Consider the following 15,844-nt stretch of genomic DNA (forward strand, 5'->3'; position numbering starts at 1 on the left):
ACTTGAAATCGCTTTCAATATAAGAGATTTCAAAAAAATCCACAGGAGGTCCCATCATATGAAAAAAATTCTTATTACCGGCAGTCTCGGCCAAATCGGTTCTGAATTGACACATCGTTTAAGGAAAGTGTACGGAACAGAAAACGTTATTGCAACAGATATTCGTCATATGGAAGACAATCCAGTCATTGAAAACGGTATATTTGAAATCCTTGATGTTATGGATGACAAAGCTATGCTAGACCTTTGCAAAAAATATAAAGTTGACACTCTTATGCACTTGGCAGCCTTATTGTCAGCTGTCGGAGAAGCAAAGCCAAAATTTGCCTGGGACCTGAATATGGGGGGCCTAATGAACGCCCTTGAAGTATCCCGTGAGCTAAACCTGAAACTATTTACACCAAGCTCCATTGCTGCTTTCGGACCGGGAACACCGGCAGATATGACACCTCAGGATACGGTGCAACGGCCTGCCACTATGTATGGTGTTACTAAGGTAGCTGGAGAATTGCTTTGTGACTACTATTTCACTAAATTCGGTGTAGATGTACTCGGAGTAAGATTCCCTGGACTGATTTCGTACAAGACTCTTCCAGGCGGGGGAACGACCGACTACGCAGTAGATATATACTATGAAGCTCTTAAAAACAAGAAATACACATCTTTCATTGCTAAAGGAACCTATATGGACATGATGTATATGCCGGATGCTATCGATGCAATCATTCAATTGATGGAAGCAGATCCATCAAGATTGAAGCACCGCAATGCCTTTAACATCACTGCTATGAGCTTTGAGCCAGAACAAATTGCAGCATCCATTAAGAAGTTCATTCCTGAGTTTGAAATTTCATACAACGTTGACCCGGTGCGCCAAAGTATTGCTGACTCATGGCCAAATAGCATTGATGCATCTGCAGCATGCGTTGAATGGGATTTCAATCCTCACTACGACCTAGATCGGATGACTAAAGATATGCTTGAAAACTTATCCGAAAAATTAGGTATTCCTTTTCGGGAGCTTGCACTAACCTATTAAACTCTTATCTATTATAATTCATCCGTAATAAAAACACAAATGTGTTTTCCGTGTGGACATTATCGAAAAAAATTACTATACTTATATCTTCAGGACGGACTCTATCGGAATTGACTATTCTTGTTGTAACAGAGGGGGAAATAGAATGGCAAACAAGGAATTGAGCAGAGGTTTAAGTTCACGCCATATTCAGATGATTGCTTTGGGCGGAACGATTGGTGTGGGACTTTTTATGGGATCTTCCAGCACAATTGGCTGGACAGGTCCATCCGTTATGCTAGCTTATGGTATAACAGGAATATTTCTATATTTGATTATGCGTGCCATGGGGGAAATGCTCTATTTAGAACCAAGTACAGGTTCATTCGCAACATTTGGCTATAAGTATATCCATCCAATCGCAGGATATATGACGGCCTGGAGCAACTGGTTCCAGTGGGTAGTGGTCGGTATGGCGGAAGTTATCGCAATCGGCACCTACATGCAGTATTGGTATCCGGATCTTCCTGCATGGATTCCAGGTCTTATCGCTATGGTTATCCTTGGGACAGCAAACTTTATCTCAGTTAAATCCTTTGGTGAATTTGAATTTTGGTTTGCTTTGATTAAAGTCGTTACGATTGTATTGATGATTATTGCAGGTTTCGGCTTGATTTTCTTTGGCCTTGGCAACGGGGGAGAAGCAATTGGTCTATCCAACCTTTGGAAAAATGGCGGCTTCTTTACTGGCGGATTAAAAGGATTCCTCTTTGCCCTATCACTTGTTGTTGGTGCTTATCAAGGTGTAGAGCTTATCGGTATCACAGCTGGTGAAGCGAAAGATCCACAGAAAACATTAAGAAACGCGATTCAAAGTACCATTTGGCGTATCCTCGTTTTCTATATTGGCGCCATTTTTGTAATTGTTACTGTTTATCCTTGGGATAAATTGACTTCTTTAGGAAGCCCGTTCGTAGCCACTTTTGCAAAAATCGGTATTACTGCAGCTGCTGGAATTATTAACTTTGTTGTGATCACGGCTGCGATGTCTGGCTGTAACAGTGGTATCTACAGCGCAGGGCGTATGCTTTATACTCTTGGAGTCAATGGACAAGCTCCTAAAGTGTTTGCGAAGGTTTCAAATAGCGGTGTGCCTTTAGTTGGTACAATTGGCGTATTGATCGGTCTTGGTGTTGGCGTTATCTTAAGTTATCTTGCACCTGAAAAGCTGTTTGTGTACGTCTATGCGGCAAGTGTACTTCCTGGGATGGTTCCTTGGTTCGTCATCCTAATCAGCCAAATCAAATTTAGGAAGGTTAATGCGGCAAAAATGGCCAATCATCCATTTAAAATGCCTTTTGCGCCTGTCACGAACTATCTGACTATTGGTTATCTAATCGCGGTGCTTATCGGCATGTGGTTCAATGAGGATACTCGAGTATCATTGATTGCAGGTATGGTGTTCCTGGCAATTGTAGCCATCAGTTTTTATGCTTTCGGAATAAACAAGCGTGTACCTGCCGATCTTCAAGCAGAGGATCTGACAGAGAAGAAGGCAATGTAATTTTTAACTGCATGAAAAAGCTGCCGGTTATTGCCGGCAGCTTCATTTTTTATTAGTTCGCAAACTTATACGTCCAAAACCGCTCATTGTTGATCCACACCATAATTTGCGGGTCTTGGTTTTTCAACTTCTTTTCTACATCTTTAAACATCTGCTCAGTCTGGGAGCGATGTGCCTGTATAGCGGCGAGCTTTTGCTTCGCGACAGGGGTAATGTTATTGATAATGTCGGCCTCGCCAAGCTCCTCGACGCAATTATTAGAAAAAGCGACGCAGTGTAATTTTGGCCGCGCGGCGGCAGGCAGTTTTTCAACAGCCCTCACGACGGCCGCACCGGTGGCGTCATGGTCAGGGTGAACCGAGTAGCCTGGATAAAACGTAATGATAAGGGATGGATTTAATTCCGCAATCAAATTAGACATGTTTTGGGTCAGCTTCTCTTCATCCTCAAATTCAATGGTTTTATCGCGGTATCCGAGCATGCGGAGATCCTGAATACCCAGCACGCGGGCAGCCTCCTGCAGTTCTGTTTTTCTGATTTTCGGCAGGTTTTCCCGATTGGTAAAAGGGGGATTGCCCATGTTTCGACCCATTTCTCCTAAGGTTAGGCAAGCATACGTAACCGGAGTTCCATTTTGCACATGGGTAGCAATCGTCCCAGATACACCAAAAGCCTCATCATCTGGGTGAGGGAAAACGACCAAGACGTGGCGTTCTTTTTCCATCTTCATTCTCCTTTCCACCTTTCTTAAGCAAACGGGGTAGTGCTGATTTCTAAGGCAACGGCTAGCCTTCCTTCATTGTCATGGCCTGCCAATAAGAGATGGTTTTCTTCATCTATTTCAAAATGAGTAATGCCTTCAGCATAGATCCAGCCGAGGTTTATTTTTAAGCCCACTCGGTAGGGTCCATTGCCGGTAATTTTCCCTAATTCATAACGGACAAGGGCATTGCGGATATAGGCGCCGGCATTAAAAAACGATTGATCCTTATGGGAGGCATACGCCCCGTTTGTCGTTTCAAGGTGTATGTAGACATCTTTATTTGCAAAACGATGAATTGCTTCTTGGACTCTTTTGATATCAACTACTTCCAAAAAAATGACCCCTTTCCCTTCCACACCTACTGACTATTTTTCATTAATAATGTATCCATCATACTAAAATTTGTTAAAAAATGCGAAATCCATGCTTAATAAAAAAAGCCGGGCGATTAGCGCCGGCTTTCAACCTTACAATTCCTCACAATCCTCGCAATACTCCGTAACCGCCCCCTCACTGCGGTAGGCACCGTGCCAGGTTGGACCAACGTATTCATTTAAGCGGAAGCCTTGCTCGATCGCTGCCGAAACAAACTGCTTCGCCACATCCACGGCATCATAAACCGATTGCCCTTTTGCCAAACCTGCCGTAACGGCTGAGGAATTCGTACAGCCTGCCCCATGAGTAAAGGTCGTTTCAATCTTTGCCGACTCGTAAATCATGAATTCTTTTCCATCATATAAAAGGTCTAGGGATTTTTCCGCTGTTTGAAGCTTGCTGCCGCCTTTAATCAGGACATGTTTGGCGCCTAACTCGTGAATTTTCACAGCGGCGTTTTTCATGTCATCCAAAGTGCGTGGTGTACCTGTCCGGGCAAGCTGTCCTGCTTCAAATAGATTCGGTGTTACCACAAAGGCTCGCGGCAGAAGAAGTTCGCGCATCGCATCCGCTGTTTCCGGATTTAACACCTCATCTTCGCCTTTACAAACCATAACCGGGTCAATCACGACCCGCTCTAACTTGTGTTCATCCATTTTTCGTGCAGCAAGCTCAATGATTTCAACCGTCCCGAGCATGCCTGTTTTCATCGCGTCAATCCCCACCGAAAGAATCGTATCCAGCTGTTTTTCGAGAATCTTCACATCAATCGGAAACACCTCGTGATGCCAATGGTTCTTTGGATCCATCGTGACGATACAGGTGAGGGCTGTCATCCCATAAACGCCCAGCTCCTGGAATGTTTTCAAGTCCGCTTGAATCCCTGCTCCTCCACTAGTATCAGAGCCAGCAATTGTTAATACTTTTTTTATTGCCATTATGTACTCAACCTCCTCAATCTAAATCTCCTTTATATTATAAATCACTTCTAAAAATTTAACAGAAATCGGCAATAGTTGACAGAAAAATGACAATTGGACCATTTGTACTATTTACACGTGCGTAGCGTGATAAATATTACTTTCAATCCAGTCATGGAAAAGTACGATAAAGGTAAAAAGATAGAGTGCTTTTTTACTGTGATAAAAATCGTTGATAGCTTAATTTCAAAAAGGCTAAATTTAAGTAATCCGCATAGGAGGGAAAACAATGAATCGAAAAGGCTGCCCAGATGAATATCCCATTTCCTTGACCATTAACGGCTATGAAATCGCCGTTTTTCAGCTAACAAAATTCGACCTTGAAGATTGGGCATATGGGTATTTGTATTCTGAAGGCTTTATTCAGGATGCTAATGATATTGAAGCCATCCTAGTTGATGAAGAGATGGGAAGCATCAGCGTTTCACTCCGAACAGATTTTGACGGAGAACAGGTTTTCTCGAAAAAGAAGCATTACACGGCGGGCTGTGGCCGAGGAGTCACGTTTTTCTCGATGACAGATGTGAAAAGCTTTGAAAAAATAACCGCTGAAAAAACCTATTCACTTAGTTATCTCTTAAAAAAGAGAAGTGAATTTGCTCAGAAGTCAGAGCTTTATCTTGAGACTGGCGGCATGCATGGAGCCTGTATTATCAAGGAAGACGGCAGCATGGTCATTCGTGAAGATATCGGCCGGCACAATGCGGTCGATAAAATTATTGGTCACGCTATTCGAAAGCGTTTACAACCTGAACAGTTACTTTTACTAACAACTGGAAGGGTTTCATATGAAATGATCTCAAAGGCAGCGAAATTTGGCTTTCCTGTTATCGGTTCGCGTACAGCCGCCACCAAGCAGGCCGTACAGCTGGCCAAATATTTAAATATTGAGGTAATCGGCTATTTACGAGGGAAAATGGCAACGATTTATACTTCAGCAGGCAGAGTTGAAAACGATGTATCGTCTGAGTTGGCATTAGAAATTTGAAGGGGGGAATAAATAGCTTTTTAGACTTAGAGAGAAAGATAAATGGGATGATTCTAATCAAATCTTGGGAAGGAGATTCGAAATGGTTGAAATGAACCTAAATCGCCGGCAATTTTTAAAGCTGTCAGGCGCAACCGCTGCAACACTTGCTGTTGTCGAACTGGGCTTTAACGAAAATAAGGCTTATGCGAAAACAAAAGAATTTAAAATTGCCAAAGCTACTGTAACACCAACCATTTGCTGCTTTTGCGGTGTCGGATGCGGAATTCTCGTCCACACCAAAAACAACACTGTGGTCTATACGGAAGGGGATCCGGATAACCCGATTAATGAAGGTAAGTTGTGCAGCAAGGGAACAACTTTAAGACAACTTTATACATCTGAAAAACGATTAACAAAGCCGCTTTATCGTGCTCCTGGCAGCAGTAAGTGGGAAGAAAAAGATTGGGCATGGATGCTTGACACCATTGCCAAACGCGCAAAAGAAACACGCGACAGTTCGTTTGTTGAAGTTGAAAACGGTATCACGGTAAATAAAACCGAAAAGATTGCCAGCCTTGGAGGCGCGGCACTTGATAATGAAGAAACGTATTTAGTTTCAAAATTAATGAGAGGGCTTGGTGTTACCTACTTAGAGCACCAGGCACGAATATGACATAGTTCTACGGTTGCCGGTCTGGCACCTACATTTGGTCGTGGAGCAATGACAAACCACTGGAATGATTTACAGAATACAGATTGTGCCTTGATTATGGGAGCAAACCCTGCTGAAAATCATCCTATCAGCTTTAGATGGCTGACAAAAGCGAAAGAAAAAGGCGGGAAAATTATCAGCGTGGATCCGCGTTTTACACGGACATCTGCAGTGTCTGATATTTATGCGCCGCTTCGTTCTGGCACTGATATTCCATTTATCGGCGGAATGATTAAATATGCGATCGAAAACAATCTCATTCATAAAGAGTATGTTGCAAAATATACGAATGCTTCCTTTATCGTAAAAGAAGGATATGACTTCAAAGATGGTTTATTCTCCGGATATGACGAAGCAAAACGAGTTTATGATAAAACGAAATGGGCAATTGAAGCAACTCCAGATGGAAAACCAGTGAAGGATGAAACGCTGGAAAATCCGCGTACGGTTTTCCAATTAATGAAAAACCATTATTCCCGTTATGATGTGGATACAGTTGCATCTGTAACAGGCACACCAAAAGAGGATTTATTAAAAGTTTATAAAACTTTCTGTGAAACCAGCAAGGTGGGTAAATCCGGAACGATTTTATATGCAATGGGTACTACCCAGCATACGGTCGGTTCTCAAAACGTTCGTGCGTTTGCCATAATCCAGCTCCTTTTGGGCAACATCGGTCTTCCAGGCGGAGGAATCAACGCGATGCGCGGCGAATCCAACGTTCAAGGCTCAACTGACTTTGGTTTATTATGGGATAACTTAACAGGTTATCTTGCTATTCCAAAAGCAAATGTTCCTGAGCATGCTACACTTGAAGGCTATTTGAAAAAAGAAACACCTCCAACAGGTTACTGGAGCAACAAACCGAAATTTGTTGTCAGTTTGTTAAAAGCTTGGTACGGTGCTAACGCAACAAAAGATAACGAATTTGGTTATCAGTTCTTACCTAAACCAAATAAAAACAGCTCACATATTAACTTGTTCAAAGCGATGTACAACAAGGAGATTGAAGGTGCGTTCCTTTGGGGAACAAACCCTGTTGTCGGAGGACCTAATGCCGGCAAGGAAAGAGATGCGCTTGGAAACTTGAAATGGCTGGTAGCAGTTGATTTATGGGAAACTGAAACATCTGCATTCTGGCAAAAAGAAGCCGGCAGCGACCCAGCAAAAATTAATACAGAAGTATTCTTGCTTCCAGCTAGTGCCTCTTTTGAAAAAGAAGGTAGTATTTCCAACAGCTCACGCTGGATGCAATACCGCTGGAAAGCAATTGATTCAAGGGGCGAAGCAAGACCAGACCTTGATATCATCCATGAACTTGCACTTAAGCTTAAACAGCTTTATGCCAACAGTCCGAAATCAGCAGATAAGCCATTACTGGCTCTCGATTGGAATTACGGTACGGGCGAAGCGCCAGATTTGGATCTTGTCGCAAAAGAAATCAACGGCTATAATCTCACAACTGGCAAGTTGATGGCAACCTTCGGCGACCTGAAAGATGATGGAACAACTTCGAGTGGAAACTGGATTTATTCTGGCTTCTATCCTGAAGATGGAAAAAATAGATCGAAAAACCGCGATAGCAAAGATACAGGCGGCGGAAACTTCTTGAACTGGTCCTTCGCTTGGCCGGCAAACCGTCGTATTCTTTATAACCGCGCTGCTGCTGACCCAAGCGGTCAACCATGGAGCAAGGAAAAGGCAGTTATCTGGTGGGATGCCGTTCAGAAGAAATGGGTCGGAAACGATGTTCCTGACTTTAAAGCCGTTACAGCTCCAACAGAGCCGGGCGGAACAGGCGCGTTCATGATGAACAAAGATGGCGTAGCATTATTGTTTGCCCCAACCATGAATGAAGGTCCATTCCCTGAACATTATGAGCCATTTGAAAGTCCTGTGCCAAACGCATTCTCATCAGTGGATTTAAACCCTGCTGTTGTCATCAATGACGGCGACTTTAACAAAAAGGGCAGCAAGGGAGACTTCCCGATTGTAGCTACCACCTATCGTGTTGAAGCTCACTGGCAATCAGGATCGATGACCCGTAACCAAGAGTGGCTCTCAGAGATTGCTAGATACATGTTTGTGGAAATAAGCGAAGAGCTAGCAAAAGAAAAGGGCATCAAAAATAAAGACAAAATAATTGTTACCTCTGCCCGCGGCGAAATTAAAGCCTATGCTATGGTAACGAAACGCTATAAACCATTTACAGTCAGAGGCAAAAAGGTCCATCAAATCGGAATGCCTTGGAACTTTGGATTTAAAGGATATGCGACAGGAGATATTGCGAACCGCCTGACTCCACATATTGGGGATGCCAACACCATGATTCCGGAATATAAAGCATTCCTTTGCAACATAAGGAGGGCTGACTAATGGCTGAATTTGTAAAATATGTTGACGTAACCAAATGTGACGGATGTAAGGCATGTATGGTGGCATGTAAAAACTGGAATGACCTACCTGCAGAAACAACAGCATTCCAAGGAAGCGTTCAATCACACTCAAAAACTAGCGCTGATACATGGAATGTCCTTCAGTACATTGAACACGAGAATGGCAAAGGCGATTTAGAATATCTTTTCCGCCATTCTTCCTGCTTCCATTGTAAGGATGCCGCCTGTGAAAAGGTTTGCCCAGAAAATGCGATCAGATATACGAAATATGGCTCTGTTATCATCGACCAAGACAAGTGCGTCGGCTGTGGCTACTGCGTGCAAAACTGTCCGTTTGAAGTGATTTCGTTAAAGACCTATAAAGATAAAAATGGCAAAGAGTACAGAAAATCGCAAAAATGCACGATGTGTACCGATCGTTTGGATGAAGGCTTACAGCCTGCCTGCGTCACTACCTGCCATACAGGGGCGATGGAATTTGGCAACAAGGCTGCCATGCTGCAAAAGGCAGAGAAGCGCTTAAGTGAAATTAAAGATCGATATCCGAATGCACAGATTTATAACCCGCAAGGAGTCGGTGGTACACACACTATTTATGTATTAGCAGAAAAACCATCCGTTTATGGATTACCAGAAAATCCAAAGGTGCCAACATCAGCGGTTGCTTGGAAGGATTATGCCCAGCCAATTGGTAAGATGATGCTTGGAGCCACAACGATGGCGCTTGTCGGTGCATTTGTCACGAACAAGCTATTCAATAAAGAAGGCAAAGGCGAGAACCAAGATGGAGGTGGCAGCCATGAGTAAACAACAGGTAAATTCTACTGTTCAAGTAAAGCGTTTTTCAAAAGCGTTTGTCTGGGCTCATGCCATTAATGCGATATCTTTCTTTGCGCTTTATATTACTGCGCTGCCAATGCATACCGAGTTTTTTGATTGGCTTTATCCTGTTCTTGGCGGCCCGGCGAATGCCCGTTTGCTTCATCGCATTTTTGCAGTTACGTTCGTGTCACCGACGATTATCTATTTGATTTTTGATCGTCAAGGTTTTTTCCGTTGGATGAAAGAGCTTGTGACCTGGAAAAAGAGAGACATCGAGTTTTTTACAGAGTTTGTGAAAGAATTGTTCGGCTTTAAATTCAAGCATGTAAAGCAAACTTTCTTTAATGCTGGTGAAAAAATTAACTCCATCCTGCAAATCTTGTGTGCGGTGATCATTTTTGGTTCAGGAATTCCAATGTGGTTCTCTGAATACTTCCCAAGAGCTGTTGTTCAGTGGGGCTACTTTTTCCATAACGTCGGTTTCGGTTTAGCGATTGCTGTTATTGTCGGACACATCTATCTTAGTGTCATCCACAAAAACTCAAGACCAGGCTATTCCGGCGTGGTGACTGGCAAGGTTCCGGCGTGGTGGGCAAAGGACCACTACACAGAATGGTATGAAGAAGAAGTAAAAAAAGGTAACTTCCCTAAACTAGATGATCCATCCAATAAAAAGAAAAAAGGCGCTTAAATTTAATTCCGGGGGATGGCTGTCGAAAAATAGACAGCCATTTCCTTTAAAAATATGAAATCGAGGTGCGACAACGATGATTAAATCTGTTGTTTCAAAAGAATACCAGAGTCTGCAAAAAGAAATCGTCAAGCTTCAGGAACAGTGGAAGCAATCGATCGACCCGGAAACGATTCGACCCAACTTAGATAAAGCTGCGATGGCAGCAGGAGTGCCAGCTGCGGCATTAACGGCTATTGATTTTCAAATATCACTATTCTTACAGTGGATAGGGGAAATAAATGCCACTCTCATAAAGAGCAATCCTGAATTAGAAACAAAGCTTGCCAGTATTAGCAATCTATTAAATGAAGAAACGGCGTCCCGCTGGATTGAAGAGGCGTTTGCATTTAACCATGAGTATTTTTCCAGCTTTGCTGAAGAAAATGGCTTGGACGCATGGATTCCGCATTTTCTCGCAGAAACAGTACTTCGCCCTTATTTGCAGGTAATCGCGGAAAAAGTTCAGCCTGAGGTCAGCAGTGCGGTGCCAGGATCGGGTTGCCCAGTTTGCGGTGAACCCGTAAGGTTAGCCGCACTTGAAGAAGAAGGGAAAAAAGTCATGCATTGCCCCCGCTGCTTAGCCCATTGGAACGCGAAACGTTTGGAATGCTCCCACTGCGGCAACGAAGACCATAAAACGATTCAATTTCTACAAATTGAAGGGGACGCAGTCTCGCAAATCCAAGTTTGCGATGAGTGTAACGGCTATATTAAACTGATTGATACAAGACAATATATTGAAAAGCCATCTGCAGCCTTACAGGATTTGAACTCGATTCATCTAGATTTTGTAGCTCAAGAAAATGGGTATAAGGCAGTTGGCGAAAAAAAACTGATCCACTAAGAGGGGCTAAAAAACAATGAATGCGGCGGCAATAATTTTATCAGGCGGGAAATCCAGCAGAATGGGTACAAATAAAGCGCTTCTCATAATAAATGAGCAAACCAACCTGGAAAGAATGAGCGAATCGCTTAAAACCGTTTTTGAAGATATTATTCTCGTGACAAATGAGCCAAAGGAATATGAATTTTTAGAAGTAAAAATGACGTCTGATCAATATCCAGGCATGGGGCCGCTGGCCGGACTTCATGCTGGTCTCTTGGCCAGCAAATATGATGTAAATTTCATGGTCGCCTGTGATATGCCATTTGTATCCGCAGAGCTGGCTGCCGTCCTAGTCGAGCTGTGCGGCGATTATGATGCGGTCATTCCTGTCATTAATGGCACGCAGCATCCGTTATTTGCTGTTTTTAAAAAAATAGCTGCCGAGAAAGCAGCAAACTGCATTGAAGCAGGAAATCTCCGCATGAAACAGCTGCTCGAGCAATTAAATGTCCGATACGTAACCGAAAATGATTTGAAGAATTTTACCCAGATGGACATCGAGCGCGTTTTTTTCAATATGAATCATCCAAATGAATATGAAGCTGCCAAAAAGTGGGCTGAAGCAGAACAGTAAGGGGGAACTGGGGAACCATGCAATTTTTCAAAGTAAAAACAGTTGAAGAGACCTTTACCTTAATCAAGGAAAAAATAACAGCAATTGTAGAGACAGAGGTTAGGGGGCTTGACCGTGCCCTTCACTATATATTGGCCGAGCCGGTCACAGCAAAGGAAAATGTACCTGGCTTTGACCGTTCAACTGTGGATGGCTATGCCGTCCGCGCAAAAGATACGTATGGTTCATCCGAATCGATGCCCGGCTTCCTCACCCTAGCAGGTGAAGTGAAGATGGGCGAGGTCCCAACGGCTGTAGTCAGCCCCGGAAAAGCCGTTTACGTGCCAACCGGCGGCATGCTGCCAGTTGGCAGCGACAGCGTCATCATGATTGAACATTGTGAAGACGTAGATGGTCTATTGAATACCTACAAGCAGGCAGCACCTGGAGAAAACATCATTCGTGCCGGCGAAGATATTCGTGAAGGTGAGGTTCTGCTTGAAAAGGGTGTGAAGCTCCGCCCACAGGAATTGGGGGCACTTGCTTCTTTGGGGATTACCCATGTCATGGTATACCGGAAATTGACGGTTGGCTATCTATCATCTGGGGATGAAATTGTTCCCTATCAAACAGCGAATCTTTTAGAAGGGCAGATCCGCGACATTAACCACCTGACAATAGCCGGACTTGCCAGAGAATGGAATGTCGACTTCGTTTACGGCGGGATTGTCAAAGATGATTTCGAAGAATTTCTGGCCAGGGCTCGTGAACTCTATGAGCAGACCGATTGTTTAATCCTGTCGGGGGGCAGCTCGGTCGGCGCGAAGGATTATACAACCGAAGTAATTCAATCGTTAGGCGAACCAGGGGTATTTGTTCACGGTATTTCCATTAAGCCTGGCAAACCCACGATTCTAGCAATGGCAGACGGAAAGCCGGTCATTGGACTTCCAGGTCACCCAGCGTCCGCAATGATTATTTTCAGATTGTTTGGTGAGCGCATATTACGACAGCTTTCTGGTGAAAGGATCGAACGAAAGCCTGAGCGTATTTTTGCAAGAATCACCAAAAACATCCCATCCTCACCAGGACGTTCCGATTATATTCGTGTCCGCTTGATTGAAAATAACGGGGATTGGTGGGCTGAGCCGATTATTGGCAAATCCGGTTTGATTACGACACTCGTAAAAAGCGACGGCATTGTTGAGATTAGTTCAGAAAAAGAGGGTATTTCAGAGGGTGAATATGTGCCTGTGATTGCAACACGGTAAGGGGGAAGAACAGATGTATAAACGTAAAATTTATTTAGAAGACAAGCCCCGTTCGAAAGCGAGGGAAGAAATTCTGTCGGCATCACGATTCGCCCCTGAAACGGAATATCTCGCTACAGCGGATGCTCTTGGCCGCGTGACAGCCGGGCCGATTTTTGCAAGAGTGTCAATGCCGCACTACCACGCCTCTGCGATGGACGGGATTGCCGTTGTCGCCGAAAGCACCTATCAGGCCCATGAACAAAATCCACTTCATCTTAAAAGAGGCACGGGGTTTTGCTACGTAGATACCGGAAATGCCATTCCTGCTCCGTTCAATGCCGTCATTATGATTGAGCATGTTCAGGTGATCGATGACGATACAATTGAGATTATCGAACCGGCTACTCCTTGGCAGCATATCCGCCCGATTGGTGAGGATATTGTTCAGGAGGAAATGCTGTTTCCGCAAGGTCATGTCCTGCGCCCGGCTGATTTAGGCGTGTTGCTGGCGGCACAGCAGACGGTGATTCCAGTTGTAAAAAAGCCGGTGGTCACGATTATTCCAACCGGAAATGAATTGGTTGAGGCACATTCAGAGCTTTCTTCCGGAAAAATTATTGAATTTAATGGGACGGTTTTCTCTGGTTTTATTAAAGAATGGGGCGGCGAACCGAAGCTGCAGACAATCGTTAAAGATGAGCCTGGTCGAATTAAAGAGGTGCTGTTAGGAGCGGCTGATACCTCCGATATTATCGTCATCAATGCTGGCTCATCGGCAGGCTCTAAGGACTACACGGTCCACATTATTGGCGAAATCGGCGAAGTTTTTACCCATGGGGTCGCCGCACGGCCTGGAAAGCCAGTGATTTTAGGGGAAATTAACGGAAAAATAGTCGTCGGAGTCCCGGGCTATCCAGTATCCGCCTATTTAGCATTGGAATGGTTTGTCCGCCCGCTTGTCTGCCAGTATTTGGGTATTCCCGTACCGGAGCGGCAAAAAGTAACGGTCAAACTGGGCCGCCGTATCGTCTCATCGATGGGGGCCGAAGACTTTGTACGAATGAATATCGGCTATGTGAATGGACAATTCGTCGCCAATCCGCTGACCCGGGCGGCCGGCGTCACGATGTCCTATGTGAGAGCAGATGGCCTGTTAATCGTCCCGCCGAACATCATTGGCTACGAACAAGGGGATTTAGCAGAGGTCGAACTTTTGCGTCCGCTTGAAGAAATTAGTAAGGCAATTGTGTTCAGCGGCAGCCATGACTTGACGATCGACCTGCTGTCATCGGAATTGAAGCGAGTGCGAAATGACATGAAAATTGTCTCCTCGCATGTTGGCAGCATGGCAGGAATCATGGCAATTCGAAAAGGAGAGGCCCATGTAGCGGGCATTCATTTGCTAGACCCGAGTACAAAGCAATATAATATTTCATATGTACGAAAAATGCTAGTTGGCCAGGACATTATTCTCTATCCCTTTTTAAAAAGGAAGCAAGGCTGGATTTTACCAAAAGGCAACCCGCTAGAAATTGAAACGGCTTCGGATTTAGTCCGAACGGGTGCGAACTTCGTCAACCGTCAAAAAGGAGCGGGCACTCGCATCCTCTTCGATTTGCTGCTCGAGGAAGCCGGTTTAGAGCCAGACAAGATTACCGGCTATGACCGCGAAATGTTCTCCCATTTAGCGGTTGCAGCCGAAGTCAAGGGTGACGCGAAGGGGGCCGGCCTTGGGATTTATCCGGCAGCGAAGGCAATGGACTTAGAGTTTGTCCCTGTTGCCGATGAAGAATATGATTTACTGATGACCAGAAGTTTTTATGAGAGTGAAAGCGGCCGTCAGCTCATCGCGATGATTCAGTCTGCCAGGTTTAAAGAGCAGGTCGCAAAAATTGGCGGTTATCAGGTGGTCGAAAAAGCAGAGTTGAAGAGCTTGGCTGAAGAGGTGAAAGAATGAAAATGTACGAGATTTCAAAGGAACCGATTGATATACAATCCGTGATTGATAAGGTGGTCCAGCGTGAGGCCGGCGCTATCACCACCTTTATCGGCACTGTCCGGGAATTAACGCATGGCAAGAAAACCTTATTTTTAATCTATGAGGCATACGAAGCGATGGCGGTCAAAAAGCTCTCGCAAATTGGTTCGGAAATTGAAGAGCGGTGGCAAGGCTCGCGTGTTGCGATTACACATAGGGTTGGTCGACTAGATATTACCGATGTCGCGGTCGTGATCGCTGTATCGACGCCGCACCGCGCCGATGCTTACGAAGCGAATCGTTACGCGATCGAACGCATTAAAGAAATCGTTCCGATTTGGAAAAAAGAGCATTGGGAAGAAGGCGAAGCATGGATGGGCAATCAACTCGAAACTGTTGCCTACCCGAGCGGTAAGCCTGAGGAGAGTGACTTGAATGAATAAAGTCTTGTTTTTTGCACACTTACGGGATGCCATCGGCGAGGAGTATTTGAAGGTCGATGCGAGCGGGAAAACCGTCGCTGAGTTGAAGGCAGACTTGGCCTTACAGTACGACTTACCGAAGATGGATACCGTCATGACGGCAATCAATGAAGAGTTTGCTTCCAATGATGAAGTCATCCATGACGGCGATGAAATTGCCTTTATCCCGCCTGTGAGCGGCGGTTGATTGAGTTTCGCAGATAAAGTGGGATTTTTCGCAGATAAACGGGTTATTTTCGCAGATAAATAGCAAACTTTCGCAGATAAATCATTCAGAATCGCAGATAAATGCCATTTATTGTGTCTGAACTACACTTTATAATGCGAAACCTCCTAATAACTAACGTTTTTTTCTAAAA

Annotated in this window: 15 protein-coding genes; 12 read left to right on the forward strand and 3 right to left on the reverse strand. The window is 44.4% G+C overall.

Translation table 11 applies throughout. The features are described from left to right. The first annotated feature begins 58 nt into the window (after window positions 1–58). Both ABES02_RS18240 and ABES02_RS18245 read left to right on the forward strand, forming a co-directional pair. Window positions 59–1,039, forward strand: a complete 981-nt coding sequence (locus ABES02_RS18240; RefSeq protein ID WP_430137932.1) for an L-threonine 3-dehydrogenase — start codon at window positions 59–61, stop codon at window positions 1,037–1,039. A 145-nt stretch (window positions 1,040–1,184) separates the two neighbouring features. Further along, window positions 1,185–2,582, forward strand: a complete 1,398-nt coding sequence (locus tag ABES02_RS18245; protein ID WP_430137934.1) for an amino acid permease — start codon at window positions 1,185–1,187, stop codon at window positions 2,580–2,582. A gap of 52 nt (window positions 2,583–2,634) precedes the next feature. On the opposite strand, the gene bshB2 is transcribed toward ABES02_RS18245, so the two are convergent. The 3 genes from bshB2 to pdxK form a co-directional block, all read right to left on the reverse strand. Continuing rightward, on the reverse strand, window positions 2,635–3,306 hold the full coding sequence (bshB2, locus tag ABES02_RS18250; protein WP_430138354.1) for a bacillithiol biosynthesis deacetylase BshB2: 672 nt from the start codon (window positions 3,304–3,306) through the stop codon (window positions 2,635–2,637). 23 nt (window positions 3,307–3,329) lie between these two features. Next, window positions 3,330–3,677 carry a YojF family protein gene (locus tag ABES02_RS18255; protein WP_430137936.1) on the reverse strand — a complete coding sequence of 116 codons (348 nt, stop codon included), beginning with the start codon at window positions 3,675–3,677 and terminating at the stop codon, window positions 3,330–3,332. 135 nt (window positions 3,678–3,812) lie between these two features. Then, on the reverse strand, window positions 3,813–4,658 hold the full coding sequence (pdxK, locus tag ABES02_RS18260) for a pyridoxine/pyridoxal/pyridoxamine kinase (RefSeq protein ID WP_430137939.1): 846 nt from the start codon (window positions 4,656–4,658) through the stop codon (window positions 3,813–3,815). Window positions 4,659–4,929: 271 nt separating this feature from the next. On the opposite strand from pdxK, the gene fdhD reads away from it, so the two are divergent. From fdhD to moaD, 10 genes are all read left to right on the forward strand, one after another. After that, window positions 4,930–5,688: a formate dehydrogenase accessory sulfurtransferase FdhD gene (gene fdhD, locus ABES02_RS18265; RefSeq protein WP_430137942.1), complete on the forward strand. Its 759-nt coding sequence runs from the start codon at window positions 4,930–4,932 to the stop codon at window positions 5,686–5,688. A 91-nt stretch (window positions 5,689–5,779) separates the two neighbouring features. Continuing rightward, entirely contained in the window at window positions 5,780–8,758 is a 2,979-nt protein-coding gene (gene fdnG, locus ABES02_RS18270; RefSeq protein WP_430138357.1) for a formate dehydrogenase-N subunit alpha, read from the forward strand. Further along, window positions 8,758–9,585 carry a 4Fe-4S dicluster domain-containing protein gene (locus ABES02_RS18275; RefSeq protein ID WP_430137944.1) on the forward strand — a complete coding sequence of 276 codons (828 nt, stop codon included), beginning with the start codon at window positions 8,758–8,760 and terminating at the stop codon, window positions 9,583–9,585. The genes fdnG and ABES02_RS18275 overlap by 1 nt, the downstream gene beginning before the upstream one ends. Then, the gene (locus ABES02_RS18280; RefSeq protein WP_430137946.1) at window positions 9,578–10,291 is read left to right on the forward strand and encodes a formate dehydrogenase subunit gamma; all 714 of its coding nucleotides are present in this window, start codon (window positions 9,578–9,580) and stop codon (window positions 10,289–10,291) included. The genes ABES02_RS18275 and ABES02_RS18280 overlap by 8 nt, the downstream gene beginning before the upstream one ends. Before the next feature lie 76 nt (window positions 10,292–10,367). Beyond that, window positions 10,368–11,177 carry a formate dehydrogenase accessory protein FdhE gene (locus tag ABES02_RS18285; RefSeq protein ID WP_430137948.1) on the forward strand — a complete coding sequence of 270 codons (810 nt, stop codon included), beginning with the start codon at window positions 10,368–10,370 and terminating at the stop codon, window positions 11,175–11,177. A gap of 16 nt (window positions 11,178–11,193) precedes the next feature. Beyond that, the gene (gene mobA, locus ABES02_RS18290) at window positions 11,194–11,793 is read left to right on the forward strand and encodes a molybdenum cofactor guanylyltransferase (protein ID WP_430137951.1); all 600 of its coding nucleotides are present in this window, start codon (window positions 11,194–11,196) and stop codon (window positions 11,791–11,793) included. 17 nt (window positions 11,794–11,810) lie between these two features. Further along, window positions 11,811–13,043 carry a molybdopterin molybdotransferase MoeA gene (locus ABES02_RS18295; RefSeq protein ID WP_430137954.1) on the forward strand — a complete coding sequence of 411 codons (1,233 nt, stop codon included), beginning with the start codon at window positions 11,811–11,813 and terminating at the stop codon, window positions 13,041–13,043. A 13-nt stretch (window positions 13,044–13,056) separates the two neighbouring features. Beyond that, window positions 13,057–14,982, forward strand: a complete 1,926-nt coding sequence (locus tag ABES02_RS18300; RefSeq protein WP_430137957.1) for a molybdopterin biosynthesis protein — start codon at window positions 13,057–13,059, stop codon at window positions 14,980–14,982. Continuing rightward, window positions 14,979–15,446, forward strand: coding sequence for a molybdenum cofactor biosynthesis protein MoaE (locus tag ABES02_RS18305; RefSeq protein ID WP_430137960.1), 468 nt, complete (start codon window positions 14,979–14,981; stop codon window positions 15,444–15,446). The genes ABES02_RS18300 and ABES02_RS18305 overlap by 4 nt, the downstream gene beginning before the upstream one ends. Further along, window positions 15,439–15,672 (forward strand): molybdopterin converting factor subunit 1, encoded by a 234-nt coding sequence (gene moaD / locus ABES02_RS18310; RefSeq protein WP_430137962.1) that lies wholly within the window; start codon window positions 15,439–15,441, stop codon window positions 15,670–15,672. Before ABES02_RS18305 ends, moaD begins: the two co-directional genes overlap by 8 nt. Window positions 15,673–15,844 lie beyond the last annotated feature (172 nt).

The sequence above is a fragment of the Neobacillus pocheonensis genome, from assembly GCF_050477905.1.
GTDB classification, from domain to species: Bacteria; Bacillota; Bacilli; order Bacillales; family Cytobacillaceae; genus Neobacillus; species Neobacillus pocheonensis_A.

What these genes read in the sequence shown, in the direction of transcription:
- ABES02_RS18245 (WP_430137934.1), top strand. Translation starts at nt 1,185, where the DNA reads ATGGCAAACAAGGAATTGAGCAGAGGTTTAAGTTCACGCCATATTCAG.
- ABES02_RS18240 (WP_430137932.1), top strand. Translation starts at nt 59, where the DNA reads ATGAAAAAAATTCTTATTACCGGCAGTCTCGGCCAAATCGGTTCTGAA.
- moaD (WP_430137962.1), top strand. Translation starts at nt 15,439, where the DNA reads ATGAATAAAGTCTTGTTTTTTGCACACTTACGGGATGCCATCGGCGAG.
- ABES02_RS18295 (WP_430137954.1), top strand. Translation starts at nt 11,811, where the DNA reads ATGCAATTTTTCAAAGTAAAAACAGTTGAAGAGACCTTTACCTTAATC.
- pdxK (WP_430137939.1), bottom strand. Translation starts at nt 4,658, where the DNA reads ATGGCAATAAAAAAAGTATTAACAATTGCTGGCTCTGATACTAGTGGA.
- ABES02_RS18285 (WP_430137948.1), top strand. Translation starts at nt 10,368, where the DNA reads ATGATTAAATCTGTTGTTTCAAAAGAATACCAGAGTCTGCAAAAAGAA.
- mobA (WP_430137951.1), top strand. Translation starts at nt 11,194, where the DNA reads ATGAATGCGGCGGCAATAATTTTATCAGGCGGGAAATCCAGCAGAATG.
- bshB2 (WP_430138354.1), bottom strand. Translation starts at nt 3,306, where the DNA reads ATGGAAAAAGAACGCCACGTCTTGGTCGTTTTCCCTCACCCAGATGAT.
- ABES02_RS18300 (WP_430137957.1), top strand. Translation starts at nt 13,057, where the DNA reads ATGTATAAACGTAAAATTTATTTAGAAGACAAGCCCCGTTCGAAAGCG.
- fdhD (WP_430137942.1), top strand. Translation starts at nt 4,930, where the DNA reads ATGAATCGAAAAGGCTGCCCAGATGAATATCCCATTTCCTTGACCATT.
- ABES02_RS18280 (WP_430137946.1), top strand. Translation starts at nt 9,578, where the DNA reads ATGAGTAAACAACAGGTAAATTCTACTGTTCAAGTAAAGCGTTTTTCA.
- ABES02_RS18275 (WP_430137944.1), top strand. Translation starts at nt 8,758, where the DNA reads ATGGCTGAATTTGTAAAATATGTTGACGTAACCAAATGTGACGGATGT.
- ABES02_RS18305 (WP_430137960.1), top strand. Translation starts at nt 14,979, where the DNA reads ATGAAAATGTACGAGATTTCAAAGGAACCGATTGATATACAATCCGTG.